Below are 20,297 nucleotides of genomic sequence, written 5' to 3'. Positions count from 1 at the left end.
TTGGCCCGGCGTTTTTTCCAAGGGCCGCGACTGGTAGGAGAAAATGGGCGACACCACCGACGGGTCTTCTAGCGCGGCGCATAGCGCGCATGGATCACCGACCCATAATCAACGCGGCTTTTTCGGCCGCATCGTCGAGGCGCTCAGCCCCTCCGACACATCCCAAACCGACGCCTCCGGTGCCTACGGGCAACCGGTCGCCGCCCCGCGTCCGGGTCTTGCGAACCTGCGGCGGATGCGGGTCGAGGATGTCATGATCCCCAAGGCCGAGATCGTCGCGGTCCCGGTCGACATCTCGAAGGAGGACCTGGTCAAGGTGTTCCGGGACAGTGGCTATACCCGGCTGCCGGTCTTTGACGGCACGCTGGACACGCCGGTCGGCTTTGCCAATCTCAAGGACGTGGCGCTGACCTACGGTTTCGACTGCGACAGCGATCATTTCGACCTGCGTGGCTTGTTGCGGTCGCTCCTTTACGTGCCGCCCTCGATGCCGCTGGGCGTGCTTTTGCAGAAGATGCAGTCCGACCGAATCCACATGGCGCTGGTGATCGACGAATACGGCGGCACCGATGGTTTGCTGACCATCGAGGACTTGCTGGAACAGGTCGTCGGCGAGATCGAGGATGAGCACGACACCGCCGAGGCCGTCCCTTGGAAGCTGGAGCAGCCCGGTGTCTACATGGCCGAGGCCCGCGCGCCGCTGGAAGAGTTCGAGGCCGAGATCGGCCGCGTCCTGACCGAGCACGAAGAAATCGATGAGGACGAGGTCGACACGCTGGGCGGTCTGGTGTTCATGCTGGCCGGTCATGTGCCGGCTCGTGGCGAGGTGATCCCTCATCCAGATGGACCTGAATTCGAAGTGGTCGAGGCCGATCCGCGCCGCATCAAGCGGTTGCGCGTGCGGCTGCGCGGGCGCGAGGGTGGCTGAAAACGCGCGCTTGTCGGCGTTCTGGGCCGCGATCCCCGGCTGGGGGCGCTGGCGCCGGGTCGCTTTGGCACTTGGCATCGGGGCGATCCTGTCGCTGGGGCAGATGGGCGATGCGGCGGCGCGCTTGCTGTGGGTCGTGGCCGGTCTGGTCCTGGCATTGGGCGCCAGTCAGCATCTGAACCCGAAACAGGCCGCCTGGTTCGGCTGGACTATCGGTGTCGCCTATTTCGGGATCACCCTGCGCTGGATCGTCGAACCCTTTTTCGTCGAACCGTGGCGGCACGGCTGGATGTCGCCGTTTGCCATCCTTGGCATGTCCGGCGGCCTGGCTCTGTTCTGGGCGGCGGCGTTCTGGGCCGGAACGCGGGGCGCGCGGGCGCCGGGGCCCCGTTTCACCATGATCGGGGCGGCGCTTCTGCTCGCCGAATTTGCCCGCGCGCATGTCCTCAGCGGCTTCCCTTGGGCGTTGCTGTCCTATTCCATGATCGGGGCGCCGGTGGACTATCTTTTCGCGCTGATCGGTCCGCATGGCGCAAGCGCGGTTCTGGTCTCAGTGTCGGCGCTCGCGGCCTTTGGCGTGTGCCGGGGTCGGTTCCTCTTATGGCCCGGCTTGGCCGCTGCTAGTCTGGCCCTGGCGGTTGGTAGCCTGTGGATGCCGACCCCGACCACCGATCCCGCCGCGCCTACGGTCCGTCTGGTGCAACCGAATGCACCCCAGCACCTGAAATGGGATCTGGAATGGATCCCGGTCTTTTTTCAGCGCGCGGTCGAGGCCACGGCTACCGATCCCCCGCCCGACGTGGTGATCTGGCCGGAAACCTCCGTGGCGACCCTTTTGCGCAATGCTGACCCTTGGCTGGAAAGGATGGGCGAGGCCGGGCGCGGCGCGCCGGTTCTGGCCGGTATCCAGCGCTGGAACCCGCAGGCGGGCTATCACAACAGCGCCATCGTGATTGAAACGGACGGGAGCGTGGCCGCGCTCTACGACAAACAGCACCTCGTGCCCTTCGGGGAATACGTGCCGCTTGTCTGGATATTCGGCAAGCTCGGGCTGACCGGAGTCGTCGACATGGCGATGGGCTTCGCCCCCGGCACGGGGTCCGGCACGATCGACGTGGCTGGGCTGGGCCGTGCCCGTATCCTGATCTGCTACGAGGGCATCTTTCCCGAAGAGATCATCGAGGACGGCCCGCGCCCCGATGTGTTGGTCATCATGACCAATGACGCCTGGTTCGGCACCGGGCCGGGCCCGCGACAGCACCTTGTCCAGGCACGCGCCCGGGCCATTGAACAGGGCCTGCCGGTGCTGCGCGCGGCCAATACGGGGATTTCGGCGGTGATTGACGGGCGCGGGCGCATCGGTGACCGCCTTGCGCTGGGGCAGGGGGGCTTTCTGGATGTGCAGGTCAGCGTGCCGCTGCCGCCGACCCTCTATTCCCGGACCGGTGACTGGCCCGTGATCGTGGCATTGCTTGCCACACTCGGGTTGGCCTGGATCGGCGGTCGGCGGTTTCGCGTTGACGCCGCCGGGACCGGCGGCTAGGCGATGTTGACATGAATTCCGGCCACAACGGCTTCCTGGCGTGGCGCGGCAAAATGAATGGAGCACTTTCATGACACGCAACAACTACACGTTCACCTCGGAGTCTGTTTCCGAAGGGCACCCGGATAAGGTGTGCGACCGTATCTCGGATGCCGTTCTGGATGCGCTGATCGCCGAAGAACCCGAGGCACGTGTGGCCTGCGAAACCTTTGCGACGACCAACCGTGTCGTCATCGGTGGCGAGATCGGGTTGGCGGACAAGAGCAAGCTGGCCGAGAAGATGGAGGCGATCGAGGACATCGCCCGCGATTGCATTCGCGACATCGGCTACGAGCAGGACAAGTTCCATTGGCAGACCTGCGAAATCACCAACCTGCTGCACGAGCAATCCGCCCATATCGCCCAAGGTGTCGATGCGGGGGATGACAAGGACGAAGGCGCCGGCGACCAGGGCATCATGTTCGGCTATGCCTGCACCGAGACCCCCGAGCTGATGCCGGCCCCGATCCTCTATTCCCACGCGATCCTCAAACGCCTGGCCGAGGTGCGCAAACATGGTACCGAGCCGACCTTGCGTCCGGACGCGAAAAGCCAGATCAGCCTGCGCTACGAAAACGGTAAGCCGGTCGAGGTGACCCAGATCGTGCTGTCGACCCAGCATTCCGACGAGGGCCAGACCAGCGACGACATCCGCGCGATCGTCGAACCCTATATCCGCGAGATCCTTCCTGCCGACCTGTTCAGTGACCGCACCGAGTGGTGGGTGAACCCCACCGGGCGTTTCGTGATCGGCGGACCCGACGGCGATGCGGGGCTGACCGGCCGCAAGATCATCGTGGACACCTATGGCGGTGCCGCGCCCCACGGGGGCGGTGCCTTCTCGGGCAAGGACCCGACCAAGGTGGACCGGTCGGCCGCCTACGCCGCGCGCTACCTGGCCAAGAATGTCGTGGCCGCCGGCATGGCCGAGCGCTGCACGATCCAGCTCAGCTATGCCATCGGCATCGCCAAGCCGCTGTCGATCTATGTCGATACTCACGGCACCGGCGAAGTGGACGCCGCCGCGATCGAGGCCGCGATCCCGCAGGTGATGGACCTGACCCCGCGCGGAATCCGGACCCACCTTGATCTGAACAAGCCGATCTATGCCCGCACTGCAGCCTATGGCCATTTCGGCCGCGCGCCAGATAGCGATGGGGGCTTCAGCTGGGAGAACACCGACCTGGTCGAGGCGTTGAAGAAAGCCGTCTGATGCTGGGCCGGGCCTTGCTCTGATCGTTGATGCTGGTGGTTTTGCTGACAATCCCCGCGGCAGGCGTCGCCTTGGGGCAGCCCAAGCGTTTCTTGGCCCATCAAGCGTTTCCGGCCCGGGTCGTCGAATGCCAGACACGGCCGGCTTGCCAGATCACCGCTGCGCTATTTGACCGGCAGAGACCGGTAAAACGAAAATGGCCCCGCGACGCGGGGCCATTTGCTGGTTTGCTGATCGGACTCAGCCGGCAAGCGTCGCGGTCTTGCCGCGCATGTCGAGCGACCAGGCGCCCGGTCCGAAGGCCACGACCATCAGCATGCCGCCGGCGATGGTCATGTTCTTCATGAAACCGATCATCTCGGCCTGTGCGGCCATGCCCTCCATCCCGAAGGATGGAAGAAGGTGGAACAGAATGCCGGAGACAACCGAGAAACCGGCCAACAGGAAGGCGGCGATGCGGGCCTGCCAGCCCAGCAGCAAAGCCAGGCCGCCCGCGACCTCGGTCACGATGGCAAGCGGCAACAGGGCGCCGGGCACGCCCATCATTTCCATGTATTGCTGGGTGCCGGCATAGCCGGTGATCTTTTGCAGTCCTGACATGATGAACATGAAGGACAGGAGCAACCGGCCGAGCGGTGCGGCGAATTGTGTGAGCTGAGACATCTGCCTTTTCCTTTGTAAACGATATGGCGGTTGTTTCGGCCTTCTCGGCCAAACTCACAATCCAGCAAAAAATATCAAATGAAGTGCGTTGATGCACAATCGGGATTGATGCCGCCCGACGTTGCGCATTTCCCGCCACGCGGCTAAGAGCCGCCCATGAGTGACCAGAAGCACCCAAAGGCGCCGTGGCGCAATTTCTATGGCCGGATCAAGGGCAAAGGACTGCGAGACAGCCAGCAGGCCTATCTTGACGAGGATCTGGCGAAACTGTCCCCAGGCGCCGTGGATTGGGATAAGAACCCCGACCGCAGCCCGCTGGACCTTGAGGCGCTGTTCGGTGGGAAGGATGTATGGCTCGAAATCGGGTTCGGTGGTGGTGAGCATCTTGTGCACCAGGCCGCCGAAAACCCCGGTATCGGCATCATCGGGTGCGAGCCCTATATCAACGGGGTCGCCATGCTTCTGGGCAAGATCCGCAAGGCGGGCGTGGAAAACCTGGCCGTGCATCCCGGCGATGTGCGCGACCTGTTCGACGTGCTGCCCGAGGCCTCTATTTCCAAGGCCTTCCTGCTTTATCCCGACCCTTGGCCCAAGAAGCGGCATCACCGTCGCCGTTTCGTGACGCCGGAATACCTGGAAGCGCTGGCACGGGTGGTCAAGCCGGGGGCCGAGTTTCGCGTGGCCACGGACATTCCCGACTACGTGCGGCAGACGCTGGAACAGGTCCCGCGCCATGGCTTCGAGTGGTTGGCCGAGGGGCCGCAGGATTGGCGCGCGCCATGGGATGACTGGCTGTCGACCCGCTACGAGCAGAAGGCCCTGCGCGAGGGCCGGGTGCCGCATTACCTGACCTTTCGCAAGCTCTAACCGGGGCAGGGGGCGCTGCCCCCGACCGCGCGCAGCGCGCGCGGCCTCCCCCGCGGTATTTTCGACCCAAAGAAGCACATGGTGTGGACGCTAACGGCGGGCCGGTTTATCAGGCTGCGGACAGGAATTTCGGAGACTGACATGTCGAGCCATGGTGACCCTATCCCGATGACCTCCCGCAAGGGCGGACCCCTGACAGGCGAGGCGCATGTGCCGGGCGACAAGTCGATCTCTCACCGGTCGCTGATCCTCGGGGCGCTGAGCGTGGGCGAGACCCGGATCACCGGCTTGCTGGAAGGTCAGGACGTTCTGGATACCGGCAAGGCCATGCGGGCCTTCGGCGCCGAAGTGACGGATCACGGCGGTGGCGAATGGACTGTGCATGGTGTCGGGGTCGGCGGCTTTGCCGAGCCGGACCAGGTGATCGATTGCGGCAATTCCGGCACGGGCGTGCGGTTGATCATGGGGGCCATGGCCACCAGCCCGATCACCGCGACCTTTACCGGTGATGCCTCCTTGAATGCGCGGCCGATGGGCCGGGTGACCGACCCGCTGGCGTTGTTCGGGGCGCAGGCGTTCGGGCGCGACGGCGGGCGGCTGCCGATGACCATCGTGGGTGCCTCGGACCCGGTGCCCGTGCGTTATACAGTGCCCGTGCCCTCGGCACAGGTGAAGTCGGCGGTTCTGCTGGCCGGTTTGAACGCGCCTGGTGAAACGGTGGTGATCGAGAAGGAAGCGACCCGCGATCATACGGAGCGGATGCTGGCGGGGTTCGGGGCCGAATTGTCGGTTGAAGAAACCGAAGAGGGTCGGGTTATTACCCTGAACGGTCAGCCGGAGCTGGTGCCGCAGACCATCATCGTTCCGCGCGACCCGTCCTCGGCTGCGTTTCCGGTTTGTGCGGCGCTGCTTGTCGAAGGTTCGGATGTGCTGGTGCCCAATATCGGGTTGAACCCGACCCGCGCCGGCCTTTTCTACACCTTGCAGGAGATGGGGGCCGACCTGACCTTCGAGAACATGCGCGAGGAAGGCGGCGAGCCGGTGGCCGACCTGCGTGCCCGGTTCTCGCCCGAGATGGAAGGCATCGCGGTGCCGCCGGAGCGGGCCGCCAGCATGATCGACGAATATCCGGTGCTGTCGGTCGTGGCGGCCTTTGCCAAGGGCCGGACCGAGATGCGTGGCGTCAAGGAACTGCGCGTCAAGGAATGTGATCGGATCGACGCCATGGCCAAGGGCTTGCGCGCAGCCGGCATCGAGGTCGAAGAGGGCGAAGACTGGTGGGTGGTTCATGGCCGTGGCCATGGTGATGTGCCCGGCGGTGTAACTGTCGAAAGCCGGCTGGACCACCGTATCGCCATGTCCTTTCTGGTGATGGGGTTGGCGACGCAAAGCCCCATGCGTGTGGATGATGGTGGCCCGATCGCGACCTCCTTTCCGATCTTCGAAGAGCTGATGACCGGACTGGGCGCGGGCCTTACCCGGTCGAACTGAATGCGGCTGGCGCTGCGCATAACCGGCGGCCTGGCCCTGGTGAGCTACCTGATCATGGGCATGATGCTGTATTTCACGATCATCCCGGGCGCTCAGGACCATTTCCCTCCGGATTTTCGCCTGCTGGGATATGACGCGGCTGCCATCGCCCCCTTCGTCACGGCGCTCACTGAACCGGCACGCGACAGTTACGCCGCACTTCTGACCATGTGGGACAGGGTCTTTATCGTCGCACTGGCGCTGTGGCTGGCCGTGATGGGGTGGCGCGATGGTCCGTTGCGGTTCGTGATCGCCGGGTTGGCGGTGCTCTATGCGATCATCGACCTGGCCGAGAACGCCGCGATCTATCGGGCGGTATTCGTTGATATACTGGAGCCGGGCGCGGTGGCGGCGGCCTCGTCCCTGACCAAGGCGAAATTTGCATCGCTCTACCTGACCGTGCTTGTCTTGATCGTGCAATGGAGGAGGCGCACCGCATGAGTTTCACCGTCGCCATAGATGGCCCTGCCGCTGCCGGAAAAGGAACGGTGTCGCGTGCGGTGGCCGCGCATTTCGGCCTGGCTCACCTGGATACGGGGCTGCTCTATCGCGCGGTCGGCAAACGCGTGCTGGAGGGCGAAGAGCCGGTCGCGGCCGCGCGGGCATTACGCGCCGAGGACCTGGACGCCCCTGGCCTGCGGACCCCTGCGGTGGCGCAGGCGGCCAGCAGGGTGGCCGTGATCGCGGATGTTCGCGAAGCCTTGGTGGATTTCCAGAGGGCCTTTGCCCGGCGCGCCGGTGGCGCGGTTCTGGACGGGCGCGATATTGGCACGGTGATCTGCCCCGAGGCCGAGGTGAAGCTCTTTGTGACAGCCAGTGCGGAATGTCGCGCCGAGAGGCGGTTCAAGGAGCTGAAAGAGAGCGGGCACGAGGCCGAATTTGAAGGGGTTCTGGCCGATGTTCGGGCGCGGGATGCGCGGGATTCCGAGCGCGCCACAGCCCCGTTGAAGCCGGCGAAGGACGCAGTTCGGATCGATACGTCGGATATGACGATAGACCAGGCCGTTGCCTGTGCGATCTCTGCCGTGGACTCTGCGCGGGCGTAAGTCCAAAAATACGCGTTTGGTATATCCAGCGCCGGGGCGCAACACTGCTTTCCCTTGGGTCAGCACAGTTTTCCCTCGGCATTTTGGGGTTTTGCGCAGTTACGCGGCACTCGTCCGCTCGGCCCCCGCCAAATCGCGATTATCGCATGAAAATCATTGATCGGCGGGGGCGTTCTGGACCACCATTTGATGTGACGGTGCGCGGGTTTGTGTGCGCCATCACCAGAAGACGCGACACATAGAATTCGCGTCCGATAGCAACTGGGAGAAACGATAACATGAAGCTCAAGACAAAACTCGCCGGCGCCGCCGCCGGTATGGCCCTTCTGGCCAGCGCCGGTTCCGCCGTGGCCGAGGCACATCTGGACGAAATCACCGTGGCCTATTTCCTCGAATGGCCGATGCCGTTCCAGTATGCCAAGGTCGAAGGCATGTATGAAGACGCGCTGGGCGTCGATATCAACTGGGTCAGCTTCGACACCGGGACCGCCATGAGCGCCGCCATGGCCTCGGGCGACGTGCAACTGGCGGTCAGCCAGGGTGTGCCGCCTTTCGTGGTCGCCACCAGCGCAGGCCAGGACCTGCAGATGCTCGACGTTGCCGTGTCCTATGCGGATAACGACAACTGTGTCGCCCGGTCCGATCTTGAAATCGACGCCTCCAATGCCGGCGATCTGGCCGGCAAGAAAGCAGCCGTACCGCTCGGCACTGCGGCGCATTATGGCTTCCTGCGCCAGATGGACCATTTCGGCGTGGATATCAGCACCATGGAAATCGTCGACATGGCGCCGCCGGATGGGGCTGCCGCGATCGCACAGGGCTCGGTCGACCTGTTCTGCGGCTGGGGCGGGTCCCTGCGCCGGGCCAAGGAATACGGCAATGTCCTACTGACTGGCGACGAAAAGACCGAACTTGGCATTCTGGTCTTCGACGTGACGTCGGCCCCGGCCGATTTCGTTGCCGAGAACCCGGATCTCGTTTCGGCTTTCCTTGGCGTGACAGCCGAGGCCAACGCCATGTGGAACTCGGGCGAAAACACCGACATGATGTTGCCGGTGATCGCGCAGGATGCCGGTATGGACGAGGACGCCACCGCCGACACGCTCAGCACATTCGTCTTCCCGGATGTGGACACGCAGTTGTCGCAGGCATGGCTTGGCGGCAACGCCACGACTTTCCTCAAGGGCGTCGCGGACGTCTTTGTCGAGGCCGGCTCGATCGACGCCTCGCTCGATACCTACGAAGACAACATCAATACCGGCCCGCTTCAGGCTGCCGCCGAGATGTGATCGCCGATCGGGCCGCCGATCTGGCGGCCCTTTCGACATCCCGGCCCGGCGAGACCGACCGGGATGTCCAATACAAAAAGGCGTGGGGACAGCATGTCGGGACTTCATATCGAAAACATTTCCATGCGTTTCGACCTGCCCAACGGCAGCTCGGTGCAGGCACTCAAGGATGTCAGCCTGGAACTGAAACAGGGCGAATTGATGAGCGTGCTCGGCCCGTCGGGCTGCGGCAAGACCACGCTTCTGAATATCCTCGCCGGGTTCCTTGCCCCGACCGAGGGTCAGACGCGCATGAATGGTCATGTCGTGACCGGCCCCGATGCGGAACGCGGCATGGTGTTTCAGCAGGGCGCCCTGTTCGAATGGATGAGCGTGCGCGAAAACGTCAGCTTTGGCCCCCGCATGGCAGGGCAGAAGCCGTCGCAATACATGGACAATGTCGACCATCTGCTGGACGTGGTCGGACTTCAGGAGTTCAAGGAAAAGGCGATATACGAATTATCAGGCGGCATGCAGCAACGGGTGGCCCTGGCCCGCTGCCTTGCCAATGATCCGGACGTGATCCTGATGGACGAACCGCTGGGGGCGCTTGATGCGCTGACCCGCGAAAAGATGCAGGGGCTGGTGCTCAAGCTGTGGAAGGAAACCGGCAAGACAATCATCCTGATCACCCACTCGGTCGAAGAGGCCTTGTTGCTGGGTGAGCGGCTGATCGTCATGGCGCCGCGACCGGGACGCATTCACAAGGAATACCGCCTGCCATTTGCCGATCTCGGCGTTGGCGCGGACCTGCGCGAGGTCAAGAAACACCCTGAATTCGGCGAACGCCGGGAAGAAATCCTCTCCATGATCTGGGACATGGAAGAGGAAATCATGGGCCGGCAGGAGGCATCGTAATGGAACTGTTTTCCGATCTCGCCGGTGAGCTGGGCAATATACTGGCCACGCTTGCCGCTGCCGTGCCCTTCATCCTCGGCTATGTGCTGCTGATCCTGTTGCTGCTTGTCGTCTGGAAGGCGGTGAAGCGAGGCCTGACCCCGCGGCGCGATTTCGGCTCGCTCAAGACCGTGACCTTCGGGGACGAGAGCGCGGTAAATTCCAACTTTGCCGCCTCGGTCATTTCCGTGGTGCTCATTTTCGTTCTCTGGGGGGCCTTTACAGGCTCAAAACTGCTGCCCGGTTTCATGCATGCGCCGGGGGCCTATACCGGCGAAAGCAGCTTCACCTATACCGCTATGGCCGAAGACGGCAGCACCGATGATGCCACCGTTTCGGTCATCATCCATGCGGTAGGCGAGGATGTCGACGCGCCCGAAATGCCGCTTGGCGACGGGTTCGCCAAGGACGACACGATGGTGGTCGCGGCCTACCGCAGCGAATTGATGCGGTGGGACGACAATGACGAGATCACCCGCGATGACGGGGCGATGATCACCGCCGTGAACGGAACGCCGATCGAGGCGGGCAGCCCCGTTGCGGTCGATTTCGGAGAGGTCTCGCTCACCGGGCGGGGGACATTGAATGTGACGCCTGCGACTGGCTGGCAGATGGAGCCGATCTGGCTTCCGCCGCCGGAAGACGTCTGGTCGCGCCTCATGGAAATCTCGACCGAAGGGTTCCGCAATTCGACCCTGGGCGAACATCTGGGCTATTCGCTCTTCCGTGTCATCGTAGGCTTCGTGATCGGTGCCATGGTCGGCATTCCGCTGGGCTACGCGATGGGCCTGTCGGACTGGTTCCGTGGCTGGTTCGACCCGATTGTCGAATTCATGCGGCCCGTGCCGCCCCTGGCGCTGATCCCGCTGGTGATCATCTGGGCGGGGATCGGCGAAGAGGGCAAGATCATCCTTTTGTTCCTGGCCGCCCTTTGGATCATGGCGATCGGAGCAAGATCTGGGGTCAGCGGTGTGCGGATCTCGAAAGTGCACGCCGCCTATTCGCTGGGCGCAAGCAAGTGGCAGATCATGCGCCACGTCATCATCCCCAATTCCCTGCCGGAAATCTTCACCGCCGCCCGTGTCGCAATGGGCGTCTGCTGGGGCACGGTCGTGGCCGCCGAACTGGTGGCCGCGGAGAAGGGCGCGGGGATGATGATCATGACCGCGTCAAAATTCCAGAACACGGATATCGTCATCATGGGCATCATCCTGATCGGGGTGATCGGCTTCGGCATCGACATGCTGATGCGGCAGGCCGAGAAGTGGCTCGTGCCGTGGAAGGGCAAAGGCTGATCCGACCCAAAGGGTCGGCGAAAGGTCCAGTGGACCTTTCGAAGCCTTTGCGGGCGGAGCCCCGGACTTGGCTGATCCGACCCAAAGGGTCGGCAAAAGGTCCGGCTGTTTTGCGAGCGGGAACACGAAGCGGTCAGGGCGTCCGCCCCCTTGCCTATGCCGCCATAATCCCCTATACGCGCGCCTGTTGAAGCGGCGGGACAGCCGCAAGGCGAGCAGGGTCGGATCATCCGGCCCTCCTTTCGTTTTGATCGTTTCGACCAATTCACCCCAAGACCCGCGGAGACAACCGCGCGGCCGGAATACGACGCTAAAGGAAACAGACGCCACATGGCTCAGAACGCATCCATGGAGGAATTCGAAGCCCTCCTGAACGAAAGCTTCGAAATGGACACCCCCGAAGAGGGCTCTGTCGTCAAAGGCAAGGTCATCGCCATCGAGGCGGGACAAGCCATCATCGATGTCGGCTACAAGATGGAAGGCCGCGTCGAGCTCAAGGAATTCGCAAATCCCGGTGAAGCCCCCGAAATCGCCGTTGGCGACGAGGTCGAGGTTTACCTGCGCGCGTCCGAGAACGCCCGCGGCGAAGCCGTGATTTCCCGCGAGATGGCCCGCCGCGAAGAGGCCTGGGACCGTCTCGAAAAAGCCTATGCCGCGGAAGAGCGTGTCGAAGGCGCCATCTTCGGTCGTGTCAAAGGCGGCTTCACCGTCGATCTTGGCGGCGCCGTGGCCTTCCTGCCTGGCTCTCAGGTCGATGTGCGCCCCGTGCGCGATGCCGGCCCGCTGATGGGTCTCAAGCAGCCCTTCCAGATCCTCAAGATGGACCGTCGCCGTGGCAACATCGTTGTCTCGCGCCGCGCGATCCTCGAAGAGAGCCGCGCCGAACAGCGCGCCGAGGTCATCGGCAAGCTGGCCGAAGGTCAGGCCGTGGACGGTGTCGTCAAGAACATCACCGAATACGGGGCCTTCGTGGACCTGGGCGGTGTCGACGGCCTGCTGCACGTCACCGACATGGCATGGCGCCGTGTGAACCACCCCTCCGAGATCCTGTCGATCGGCGAAACCGTCAAGGTTCAGGTCATCAAGATCAACAAGGAAACCCACCGTATCAGCCTCGGCATGAAGCAGCTTCAGGACGATCCGTGGGATGCCGTCGCCGCCAAGTACCCGCTGGAATCGGTGCATACCGGCCGCGTGACCAACATCACCGACTACGGTGCGTTCGTTGAGCTTGAGCCGGGTGTCGAAGGCCTGGTCCACGTTTCGGAAATGTCCTGGACCAAGAAGAACGTCCATCCGGGCAAGATCGTCTCCACCTCTCAGGAAGTGGAAGTCATGGTTCTGGAGATCGACGAAGCCAAGCGCCGCGTGTCGCTGGGCCTCAAGCAGACCATGCGCAACCCTTGGGAAGTCTTTGCCGAAACCCATCCCGAGGGCACCGAGGTCGAGGGCGAGGTCAAGAACATCACCGAATTCGGTCTGTTCATTGGTCTGGAAGGCGACATCGACGGCATGGTGCACCTGTCCGACCTCAGCTGGGACGAACGTGGCGAGGATGCCATCCAGAACTACCGCAAGGGCGACATGGTCAAAGCCAAGGTCACCGAGGTGGACGTCGAGAAAGAGCGCATCTCGCTCTCGATCAAGGCGCTGGACGGTGACCCCTATGCCGAGGCCATCGGCGGCATCAAGCGCGGCTCTGTCATCACGGTCGAGGTCACCTCGATCGAGGATGGCGGCATCGAGGTCGAATACGAGGGCATGAAATCCTTCATCCGTCGTTCGGACCTGAGCCGCGACCGTGCCGAGCAGCGCCCCGAGCGCTTCCAGGTCGGTGACAAGGTCGATGTGCGTGTCACCAATATCGACAGCAAGTCGCGCCGCCTTGGACTGTCCATCAAGGCGCGCGAGATCGCCGAAGAGAAAGAGGCCGTCCAGCAGTACGGGTCCTCGGATTCGGGTGCGTCGCTGGGCGACATCCTCGGCGCCGCGCTGAAAGGCGACGACGACTGACACGGCCGTCATTGAAACTCGAAAGCCCCCGCCGAGATCACGGCGGGGGCTTTTTTGTTGCGAATCAATCCCTGCGCATACGGTCTCACCGCCCCCACCTGTCATGGCTGCCGGGGTCTGAGACCGTGCAGGGCGGGTCCTAAACCCTCTGTGTTGCGGCGAAATGCACAAAGAATCGCCTTCGCCGCTATTTCACGAAAGCGGCAAGCCACCTATAGTGAGGCCCTGAAAGACATGCCGCTGGAAAACCGGCGCTCCATCCGTAGGGGGGATGACCTGATGATCCGTTCGGAGCTGATCGAGAAGATCGCCGAAGAGAACCCGCATCTATACCAGCGGGATGTCGAGCGCATCGTGAACACCGTTTTCGAAAGTATCATCGACGCCATGGCTGACGGGAACCGGGTAGAGTTGCGCGGCTTCGGGGCCTTTTCGGTCAAGAAGCGCGACGCGCGCGTAGGGCGTAACCCGCGCACCGGCGAAGCCGTGCAGGTGGACGAGAAACACGTTCCGTTCTTCAAGACAGGCAAGCTGCTGCGCGACCGGTTGAACGGATATGAAGGCACTTAAATGAGCTACATCCGCTACACGTTCTGGGGCCTTGTCGCGGTCGCGCTCGTCGTTGTCGGCCTTGCCAATCGCGAGTTGACACAATTGCGCGCCATGCCCGACCAGTTGGCGGCCTTCCTGGGGCTTTCGCCGACCATTGAATTGCCGCTGTTCGTCGTGCTTTTCCTTGGCGTGGCGTTGGGCCTGATCATCGGGTTCCTGTGGGAATGGCTGCGCGAACACCACATTCGCTCGGAGGCACGGTCCAAGTCACGCGAACTGGAACGGCTTCGGCGCGAGGTCGACCGCCTGAAGGATGAAAAGCACGAAGGTCAGGACGAGGTTCTGGCACTGCTCGACAAGGCCAGCTGACATGGCTGACATCCAGGTCAAGATCTGCGGCCTTCGAACCGCAGAGGATGTTGCGGCTGCCGTTTCGGCCGGGGCGCGCTATCTCGGCTTCAACTTTTTCCCGAAATCCCCGCGGTCGGTCGATGCCGAAACAGCCCGCGCCCTTGCGGTCGACGTGCCGGCTGGCGTTGCCAAGGTGGCGTTGCTGGTCAACCCAACGGATGCGGAACTTGACCGGCTGATCGAAACGGTGCCCTTGGACATGCTGCAATTGCACGGCTCCGAGACACCCGAGCGCGTGGCTGAAATCCGCGGGCGCTACGGTTTGCCGGTGATGAAGGTGCTCGGCGTGGCCAGTGCAGAAGACCTTGATGCGATCGACAGTTACAGCGCGGTCGCAGATCAGCTTCTGCTGGACGCAAAGCCGCCAAAAGATGCTGTTCTGCCCGGTGGCAACGGGCTCGCTTTCGATTGGCAATTGCTGGCCGGGCGAAAGTACTGGACCCGGCCCTGGATGCTGGCCGGCGGATTGACGCCGGACAACGTTGCCGAGGCGATCGCACGGACCGGCGCAAAGCAGGTCGATGTGGCATCGGGTGTGGAAAGTGCGCCAGGCGTCAAGGACGCGGGCAAGATGGCCGCCTTCATTCGCGCGGCGCAGTCCTGATTGCGGCTGGTTCATGGGCACCGGCAGGCTAAATCAAATTGCATGCCAAGACGACCCTTCAAACTTTGTCTGCATGCTTTCCTAGCGCGAAGGCTTGGGCTAGAGGGGAGCAACGCAGCAGGGAGCCAGCGATGAACGACCTCTTCAACTCCTTCATGAACGGCCCGGACGAGAACGGCCGGTTCGGTGATTTCGGTGGGCGGTTCGTGTCCGAAACCTTGATGCCTCTGATCCTTGATCTGCAGGCGGAGTATGAAAAGGCCAAGGATGACCAGAACTTTTGGGACGAGATGAACGATCTTTGGACCCACTATGTCGGTCGCCCCAGCCCGCTCTATTTCGCCGAGCGCCTGACCGAGCATCTGGGCGGGGCCAAGATCTATCTCAAGCGGGATGAGCTGAACCATACCGGTGCGCACAAGGTGAATAACGTGCTGGGCCAGATCCTTCTGGCGCGGCGCATGGGCAAGACCCGGATCATCGCCGAAACCGGCGCCGGGCAGCACGGTGTGGCCACCGCCACTGTCTGTGCCAAGTTCGGCCTGCAGTGCGTCGTCTACATGGGTGCCCATGACGTGCGCCGCCAGGCGCCCAACGTGTTCCGCATGCGCTTGCTGGGCGCCGAGGTGATTCCGGTGACGTCCGGTCGTGGCACCCTCAAGGATGCGATGAACGACGCGTTGCGTGATTGGGTCACCAACGTCCGCGACACGTTCTACTGCATCGGCACCGTGGCGGGCCCGCATCCCTATCCGGCCATGGTGCGCGACTTCCAGTCGATCATCGGCAAGGAAGCCAAGGAACAACTGCACAAGGCCGAGGGCCGCCTGCCCGATACGATCATCGCAGCGATCGGTGGTGGGTCCAACGCGATGGGTCTGTTCTACCCGTTCCTTGACGACAAGGAGGTGCGGATCATCGGGGTCGAGGCCGGCGGCAAGGGTGTCGATGACCGGATGGAGCATTGCGCGTCCCTGACCGGTGGCCGCCCCGGCGTGTTGCATGGCAACCGGACTTACCTTTTGCAGGACGACGATGGGCAGATCCTCGAAGGGTTCTCGATCTCGGCAGGGCTGGATTACCCGGGCATCGGGCCAGAGCATTCATGGCTGCATGATACGGGCCGTGCGGAATATGTGTCGATCACCGATACCGAGGCGCTGGAGGCCTTCCAGCTCTGCTGCGCGACCGAGGGTATCATCCCCGCGCTGGAGCCGAGCCATGCCTTGGCCCATGTCATGAAGATCGCCCCGGACCTGCCGCGCGACCATATCATCATCATGAATATGTGTGGCCGTGGCGACAAGGATGTGCAGACCGTGGCCCGGCACCTCGGGTTCGACATGTCAGACACCGAGGAAGGCCGCGACGCGGACTGATCCCCGATTGATCCTGGAAGGCAGGCCATAAACCTGGGTTTATGGCCGACTACCTGCGGTTTATTGCGCCCTGTCTAAACCATTGAACAATGGTGCGCGCTGGCCTTTGCCGGCGATGGTGACCGCACGCCGAATTCGCGGTGCATTGTAACCTATGGAGACAGACCCATGAGAAAGACGCTCTTGACCACGACCGCCCTTGTTGCCCTTGCAACCAGCCCGCTGCATGCCCAGACCGGCCAGACCGCGCAGCAATATCTCGAAGCGCTCCAGGCGGAGGGCTACAACTACATCGAAATCAAGCAGGGGCCGACCCAGATCAAGATCGAGGCGGTCAAGGACGGCGTCAAGATCGAGGAGATCTACCTTTACAATCCTGAGGATGGGACTTTGACCATGCTGCTCAAGCAGGAGACGGAAGCGGCCGACGATGACGACGCGTCCCGCACCGGTGTCGAATTCGAAATGGATGACGAAGACTTCCTCGACGATGATGAAATGGATGATGAAGACGACGACGAGGAAGATGACGACGAAGATGATGATGAAGATGACGACGAAGATGATGACGAGGATGATGACGACGAGGATGATGACGACGAAGACGACGACGAGGATGATGACGACGAAGACGATGACGAGGGTGATGACGAGTCCGACGACGACGAAGACGACGAGGACTGATCTCGCCTGTTGACCGGATCGACCGGCTCATCATCTGGACCGCCCCTCGGTGCCGCACCGGCGGGGCGGTCATTTCTCGAAATTCGAATGCCAGGCCAGAAGACATGCTCGAAACGATCAAGAACGAAAAGCTATTCTCGACCCCGGTTTTGCGGTTCCGCGTACCCGACCACGCCGAGTTCAATGCCGAGCTGCTGGCCGAAGGAAACCGGATGCGCGCCGGGTCTGCCGGAGCATCGAAATCCAACCGGGGCGGCTGGCATTCCGAGGGGAACCTCTTCGACGAAGAGACGGACTGCTTTGCCAAGCTGCGCGATCTTGCGACCGAAGCTGTCTTCGAGGCCAATGAAAAGATCGGGGCACGCACTCCGAGAAGCGCGCTGTCCCTCAAGATGTTCGCCTGGATGAACGCCAATCCCAAGGGGGGCTTCAATGCGCCCCATACCCATCCCGGTGCCCACTGGTCGGGGGTCTACTACGTTGCCCAGCCCGCGATCGAGACCGGCAATTCGGGGATGATCGAATTCATCGACCCTCGGACGGACCTGCCCAACTGGCGCATCCTCAAGGCACCATCGTTCCGGATGAAGAAGAAGCTGCGCCCCGGCCCGGGTGAGATGATCCTGTTCCCGTCATACCTTGTGCATTGGGTCTATCCCAACGAGGCGGACGACGAACGGTGGTCCATCGCCTTCAACGCGACCTTCAAAAAGGCCAAATCATGACCTTGCCCCTGCCCCCTGCCGGGTTCCCATGCTAAAGAGACTTCCATGATCCGAGCTGCCCTGATCACCTTCGCCCTATCTGCTGCTCCGGCCTTTGCGCAAAGCGTCGAAGACCAGGTCCTGTCCCAGCTTCAGGCCCAGGGTTTTGTCGAGATTTCGATACAGCGCACATTGCTGGGTCGTTTGCGAGTGGTCGCCTCCAACGAACGGTATCGTCGCGAGCTTGTGATCGATCCCAACACCGGTGCGATACTGCGCGACTACTGGGTCGAACTTTTCGAGGATGATGACGAAGGCGACAGTATCCGAATCTACATCCCGGAGGACGAATACGAAGACGATTGGGATGACGATGACGATGAAGTCGACGACGATTGGGATGACGATGATGACGATGACGATGACGATGATGACGATGACGATGATGACGATGACAGTGACGATGAAAGTGATGATGACGATGATGACGATGATGAGCCGGATGACGACGATGAGCCGGATGACGACTGACACCGCCTGCTGACCTTTGGATGCAGGTTGACCGTTTCATCCTCGCCGCGTTGGTTGTGCAGGTTCTCTGCGCGGCATTCTTCGTCTGGACGATCCTGGAATCGTTGCTGGGCCTGCCGCCGATAGGCTGGCAAGCCTACGAATTGATCCAGATAGGGGCGGCGATTGGGCTGGCTCTCGGGATCGTCATGGGTGCACTCGCCCTCCGCCGTGCGCATCGCCGGACCACAAGGGCCGAACAGCAGCTGCGCGTGGCGTCCGGCGCCTTCCTTGACTTGATGCAGGACCGATTCGAGGAATGGGGCTTGACCCCCGCCGAGATGGATGTGGCGCTGTTCTCGATAAAGGGCCTGTCGACCGCGGAAATCGCGGCCATGCGTGAAACCTCGGACGGGACCGTCAAGGCGCAGACCAACGCGATTTACCGCAAGGCAGGTGTCAGCGGGCGACCCCAGCTCTTGAGTCTGTTCATCGAAGACCTGATGGATGGTGCGGTCAGTCTGGACCAAGCGCGTATTGACGCAGAACTTCCAGAGGCACGATCTCCAGCGCGCGCCGATGTGTCGCCGCAAGGCTGACATTGGGCGCGCAGCCTTCGTCATGGGCTTGCAGGAAGCGGCTAGCGCACAGGCACCATTGATCGCCCGGCTTTAGCCCGGCAAAGCCGAATTCCGGGCGCGGGCTGCTCAGGTCATTCCCCACATATTTCGAATAGGCCAGGAATTCCGCCGTCATGACGGCGCAGACCGTGTGGCTGCCCTGGTCCTGCGCGCAGGTATTGCAGGCCCCATCGCGGAAGAAGCCGGTCACCGGATCAAGGGAACAGGTCACCAGTTCCTCGCCCAGCACGTTCACCGCCGGATCCATTTCCATCATTCCAATGCCTCCGAAATGCGTCGAAACATTTCCACGTTCTCTTCATTCACGCCCGTCTCGCGAAAGGCCCGGTCGGCCCCGTTGACCGCGATGACGACGCCCCTTGGCCGGTCCACATAGAGGTATTGCCCGTAAATTCCACGCCCCATGAACTGCCCCGGCGCCGCGCCGACCGGAATCCACCACTGGTAGCCATAGCCGATATCGCCCGGATCGGTCGGGGCCGAGGCGCGGGTGCTCTCGGCGAGCCACGAGTCCGAAACGATGCGCCGCCCGAAGGCAATCCCGCCCGAGGCGACCATGTGCCCGAAAAGCGCGTAGTCATGGGTCGTCATGTTCAGCCCGCCGAGCACGAAGGCCACACCGTAACCGTCCGTGACGTAATAGGGCTCGACCGTCAGGCGCAACGGTTGCAGAACCTTTTCGTTCAGCAATTCGGGGACGGGACGACCCGTCGCACCCCGTATCACCATGCCGATCACATGCGTGTCGATCGACACGTATTGCCAGTCGGTGCCCGGTTCCACGAAGGTCTCGTCGAGCGCCGCGGCGAACCGATCCATCGACCGGCCAAGGGCCAGAACCCGGCCCATCCGGTTGATGTCGCTCCAGAAATCCAGGTAATCCTCGTCAAAGACCACGCCCGAGGACATTTGCAGCACGTCGCGGATGCTGGCCCCGTCATAGGCCGTGCCGGCCAGTTCGGGGGCATATTTCGTGACCGGGTCATCGAGGCTGTCGATCGCGCCCTCTTCGTAGACCACGCCGAACAGCACCGAAAGAAAGCTCTTGGCCACTGACCAGCTGATGCGGGTGCGCAGGGCAGGGTCATCGTCGCGCCCTGGTTCGGACAACGGGTAGGCCTCGTGCCGGATGACACCGTCTTTCAGCACCACGATACCGGTGACGGCGCGTTCAGCAGCCCAGGCTTCATAGCCGGCCGGCATGGTCATGGGCGCACCTTTCGGAAGGCGATTGGGCGCGGCGTCAGGCAGGGGCATGGCAACGGTCTCAAAGGCGTCGCCCATGCTGGTGAAGTTGCCCACGATTCGGCCTTCGTCGAACAGGGTAATAACCGTCGAAAGCCTCGCGATGCGTTCACGCTGCCAAAGCGCGAGGACCGCCAGAACGGCGACAAGGACAAGCAGGAGACGAAGCGCATTTTTCATGTTCGAAACAGTGTCACGCGCCTGC

Annotated in this window: 22 protein-coding genes and 1 riboswitch; of the genes, 19 read left to right on the top strand and 3 right to left on the bottom strand. The window is 62.6% G+C overall.

The window, feature by feature from the left end; all coding sequences use genetic code 11:
* The first annotated feature begins 43 nt into the window (after nt 1–43).
* The 3 genes from DFK10_RS04565 to metK all read left to right on the top strand — a co-directional run bounded on the left by DFK10_RS04565 (nt 44) and on the right by metK (nt 3,723).
* Nucleotides 44–928, top strand: coding sequence for a hemolysin family protein (locus tag DFK10_RS04565; RefSeq protein WP_109387036.1), 885 nt, complete (start codon nt 44–46; stop codon nt 926–928).
* Nucleotides 921–2,471 (top strand): apolipoprotein N-acyltransferase, encoded by a 1,551-nt coding sequence (gene lnt, locus DFK10_RS04560; RefSeq protein WP_217810057.1) that lies wholly within the window; start codon nt 921–923, stop codon nt 2,469–2,471. Before DFK10_RS04565 ends, lnt begins: the two co-directional genes overlap by 8 nt.
* A gap of 16 nt (nt 2,472–2,487) precedes the next feature.
* Nucleotides 2,488–2,536: riboswitch (SAM-SAH riboswitch) on the top strand.
* Between the two features lie 5 nt (nt 2,537–2,541).
* Complete coding sequence (gene metK, locus DFK10_RS04555) at nt 2,542–3,723, top strand: methionine adenosyltransferase (RefSeq protein ID WP_109387032.1); 1,182 nt, start codon at nt 2,542–2,544, stop codon at nt 3,721–3,723.
* Nucleotides 3,724–3,963: 240 nt separating this feature from the next.
* Here the strand turns inward: metK and DFK10_RS04550 are convergent, their stop codons facing one another.
* A complete protein-coding gene (locus tag DFK10_RS04550; protein ID WP_109387030.1) occupies nt 3,964–4,386 on the bottom strand; it encodes a DoxX family protein in 423 nt (140 codons plus the stop codon).
* A gap of 156 nt (nt 4,387–4,542) precedes the next feature.
* Between DFK10_RS04550 and trmB the strand changes: the two genes are divergently transcribed.
* From trmB to DFK10_RS04470, 16 genes are all read left to right on the top strand, one after another.
* Nucleotides 4,543–5,253, top strand: a complete 711-nt coding sequence (trmB, locus tag DFK10_RS04545; protein WP_109387028.1) for a tRNA (guanine(46)-N(7))-methyltransferase TrmB — start codon at nt 4,543–4,545, stop codon at nt 5,251–5,253.
* 141 nt (nt 5,254–5,394) lie between these two features.
* Nucleotides 5,395–6,744, top strand: coding sequence for a 3-phosphoshikimate 1-carboxyvinyltransferase (aroA, locus tag DFK10_RS04540; protein WP_109387026.1), 1,350 nt, complete (start codon nt 5,395–5,397; stop codon nt 6,742–6,744).
* Complete coding sequence (locus DFK10_RS04535) at nt 6,745–7,224, top strand: hypothetical protein (RefSeq protein ID WP_109387024.1); 480 nt, start codon at nt 6,745–6,747, stop codon at nt 7,222–7,224.
* Nucleotides 7,221–7,829 (top strand): (d)CMP kinase, encoded by a 609-nt coding sequence (cmk, locus tag DFK10_RS04530; protein ID WP_109387022.1) that lies wholly within the window; start codon nt 7,221–7,223, stop codon nt 7,827–7,829. Before DFK10_RS04535 ends, cmk begins: the two co-directional genes overlap by 4 nt.
* Nucleotides 7,830–8,107: 278 nt before the next feature.
* On the top strand, nt 8,108–9,118 hold the full coding sequence (locus DFK10_RS04525; protein WP_109387020.1) for a taurine ABC transporter substrate-binding protein: 1,011 nt from the start codon (nt 8,108–8,110) through the stop codon (nt 9,116–9,118).
* A gap of 93 nt (nt 9,119–9,211) precedes the next feature.
* Complete coding sequence (locus DFK10_RS04520) at nt 9,212–10,015, top strand: taurine ABC transporter ATP-binding protein (RefSeq protein WP_109387018.1); 804 nt, start codon at nt 9,212–9,214, stop codon at nt 10,013–10,015.
* A complete protein-coding gene (locus tag DFK10_RS04515) occupies nt 10,015–11,349 on the top strand; it encodes an ABC transporter permease (protein ID WP_109387016.1) in 1,335 nt (444 codons plus the stop codon). Before DFK10_RS04520 ends, DFK10_RS04515 begins: the two co-directional genes overlap by 1 nt.
* Nucleotides 11,350–11,523: 174 nt before the next feature.
* Nucleotides 11,524–13,362: a 30S ribosomal protein S1 gene (gene rpsA, locus DFK10_RS04510; RefSeq protein WP_328589343.1), complete on the top strand. Its 1,839-nt coding sequence runs from the start codon at nt 11,524–11,526 to the stop codon at nt 13,360–13,362.
* Nucleotides 13,363–13,641: 279 nt separating this feature from the next.
* Entirely contained in the window at nt 13,642–13,932 is a 291-nt protein-coding gene (gene ihfB, locus DFK10_RS04505; protein ID WP_109387143.1) for an integration host factor subunit beta, read from the top strand.
* Nucleotides 13,933–14,283: a LapA family protein gene (locus DFK10_RS04500; RefSeq protein ID WP_109387012.1), complete on the top strand. Its 351-nt coding sequence runs from the start codon at nt 13,933–13,935 to the stop codon at nt 14,281–14,283. It begins immediately after the preceding gene.
* A gap of 1 nt (nt 14,284) precedes the next feature.
* Nucleotides 14,285–14,929, top strand: a complete 645-nt coding sequence (locus DFK10_RS04495; protein ID WP_109387010.1) for a phosphoribosylanthranilate isomerase — start codon at nt 14,285–14,287, stop codon at nt 14,927–14,929.
* A 131-nt stretch (nt 14,930–15,060) separates the two neighbouring features.
* Nucleotides 15,061–16,308 (top strand): tryptophan synthase subunit beta, encoded by a 1,248-nt coding sequence (gene trpB, locus DFK10_RS04490; protein WP_109387008.1) that lies wholly within the window; start codon nt 15,061–15,063, stop codon nt 16,306–16,308.
* Nucleotides 16,309–16,476: 168 nt separating this feature from the next.
* Nucleotides 16,477–16,992: a PepSY domain-containing protein gene (locus tag DFK10_RS16415; protein WP_217810056.1), complete on the top strand. Its 516-nt coding sequence runs from the start codon at nt 16,477–16,479 to the stop codon at nt 16,990–16,992.
* Between the two features lie 104 nt (nt 16,993–17,096).
* The gene (locus tag DFK10_RS04480; protein WP_109387006.1) at nt 17,097–17,717 is read left to right on the top strand and encodes a TIGR02466 family protein; all 621 of its coding nucleotides are present in this window, start codon (nt 17,097–17,099) and stop codon (nt 17,715–17,717) included.
* Between the two features lie 45 nt (nt 17,718–17,762).
* A complete protein-coding gene (locus DFK10_RS04475) occupies nt 17,763–18,227 on the top strand; it encodes a PepSY domain-containing protein (protein ID WP_109387004.1) in 465 nt (154 codons plus the stop codon).
* Between the two features lie 20 nt (nt 18,228–18,247).
* On the top strand, nt 18,248–18,805 hold the full coding sequence (locus tag DFK10_RS04470; protein WP_109387002.1) for a helix-turn-helix transcriptional regulator: 558 nt from the start codon (nt 18,248–18,250) through the stop codon (nt 18,803–18,805).
* Here the strand turns inward: DFK10_RS04470 and DFK10_RS04465 are convergent.
* A complete protein-coding gene (locus tag DFK10_RS04465; protein ID WP_109387000.1) occupies nt 18,723–19,100 on the bottom strand; it encodes a DUF2237 family protein in 378 nt (125 codons plus the stop codon). The two genes, DFK10_RS04470 and DFK10_RS04465, sit on opposite strands and share 83 nt — an antisense overlap.
* On the bottom strand, nt 19,100–20,272 hold the full coding sequence (locus DFK10_RS04460; protein ID WP_109386998.1) for a serine hydrolase domain-containing protein: 1,173 nt from the start codon (nt 20,270–20,272) through the stop codon (nt 19,100–19,102). Before DFK10_RS04460 ends, DFK10_RS04465 begins: the two co-directional genes overlap by 1 nt.
* Nucleotides 20,273–20,297: the final 25 nt, after the last annotated feature.

It is taken from the genome of Salibaculum griseiflavum (assembly GCF_003129565.1).
Lineage (GTDB): Bacteria > Pseudomonadota > Alphaproteobacteria > Rhodobacterales > Rhodobacteraceae > Salibaculum > Salibaculum griseiflavum.
Note: the sequence above shows the minus strand (reverse complement) of the source record. Positions and strands in the feature narration are given on the sequence as shown.

Excerpts from the sequence above, each read along its gene's own strand:
- DFK10_RS04515 (WP_109387016.1), top strand. The coding sequence starts at position 10,015 with ATGGAACTGTTTTCCGATCTCGCCGGTGAGCTGGGCAATATACTGGCC.
- cmk (WP_109387022.1), top strand. The coding sequence starts at position 7,221 with ATGAGTTTCACCGTCGCCATAGATGGCCCTGCCGCTGCCGGAAAAGGA.
- DFK10_RS04565 (WP_109387036.1), top strand. The coding sequence starts at position 44 with ATGGGCGACACCACCGACGGGTCTTCTAGCGCGGCGCATAGCGCGCAT.
- trpB (WP_109387008.1), top strand. The coding sequence starts at position 15,061 with ATGAACGACCTCTTCAACTCCTTCATGAACGGCCCGGACGAGAACGGC.
- aroA (WP_109387026.1), top strand. The coding sequence starts at position 5,395 with ATGTCGAGCCATGGTGACCCTATCCCGATGACCTCCCGCAAGGGCGGA.
- ihfB (WP_109387143.1), top strand. The coding sequence starts at position 13,642 with ATGATCCGTTCGGAGCTGATCGAGAAGATCGCCGAAGAGAACCCGCAT.
- DFK10_RS04495 (WP_109387010.1), top strand. The coding sequence starts at position 14,285 with ATGGCTGACATCCAGGTCAAGATCTGCGGCCTTCGAACCGCAGAGGAT.
- metK (WP_109387032.1), top strand. The coding sequence starts at position 2,542 with ATGACACGCAACAACTACACGTTCACCTCGGAGTCTGTTTCCGAAGGG.
- DFK10_RS04520 (WP_109387018.1), top strand. The coding sequence starts at position 9,212 with ATGTCGGGACTTCATATCGAAAACATTTCCATGCGTTTCGACCTGCCC.
- DFK10_RS04460 (WP_109386998.1), bottom strand. The coding sequence starts at position 20,272 with ATGAAAAATGCGCTTCGTCTCCTGCTTGTCCTTGTCGCCGTTCTGGCG.
- DFK10_RS04525 (WP_109387020.1), top strand. The coding sequence starts at position 8,108 with ATGAAGCTCAAGACAAAACTCGCCGGCGCCGCCGCCGGTATGGCCCTT.
- trmB (WP_109387028.1), top strand. The coding sequence starts at position 4,543 with ATGAGTGACCAGAAGCACCCAAAGGCGCCGTGGCGCAATTTCTATGGC.
- DFK10_RS16415 (WP_217810056.1), top strand. The coding sequence starts at position 16,477 with ATGAGAAAGACGCTCTTGACCACGACCGCCCTTGTTGCCCTTGCAACC.
- DFK10_RS04550 (WP_109387030.1), bottom strand. The coding sequence starts at position 4,386 with ATGTCTCAGCTCACACAATTCGCCGCACCGCTCGGCCGGTTGCTCCTG.
- DFK10_RS04465 (WP_109387000.1), bottom strand. The coding sequence starts at position 19,100 with ATGGAAATGGATCCGGCGGTGAACGTGCTGGGCGAGGAACTGGTGACC.
- DFK10_RS04535 (WP_109387024.1), top strand. The coding sequence starts at position 6,745 with ATGCGGCTGGCGCTGCGCATAACCGGCGGCCTGGCCCTGGTGAGCTAC.
- DFK10_RS04500 (WP_109387012.1), top strand. The coding sequence starts at position 13,933 with ATGAGCTACATCCGCTACACGTTCTGGGGCCTTGTCGCGGTCGCGCTC.
- DFK10_RS04475 (WP_109387004.1), top strand. The coding sequence starts at position 17,763 with ATGATCCGAGCTGCCCTGATCACCTTCGCCCTATCTGCTGCTCCGGCC.
- DFK10_RS04470 (WP_109387002.1), top strand. The coding sequence starts at position 18,248 with ATGCAGGTTGACCGTTTCATCCTCGCCGCGTTGGTTGTGCAGGTTCTC.
- DFK10_RS04480 (WP_109387006.1), top strand. The coding sequence starts at position 17,097 with ATGCTCGAAACGATCAAGAACGAAAAGCTATTCTCGACCCCGGTTTTG.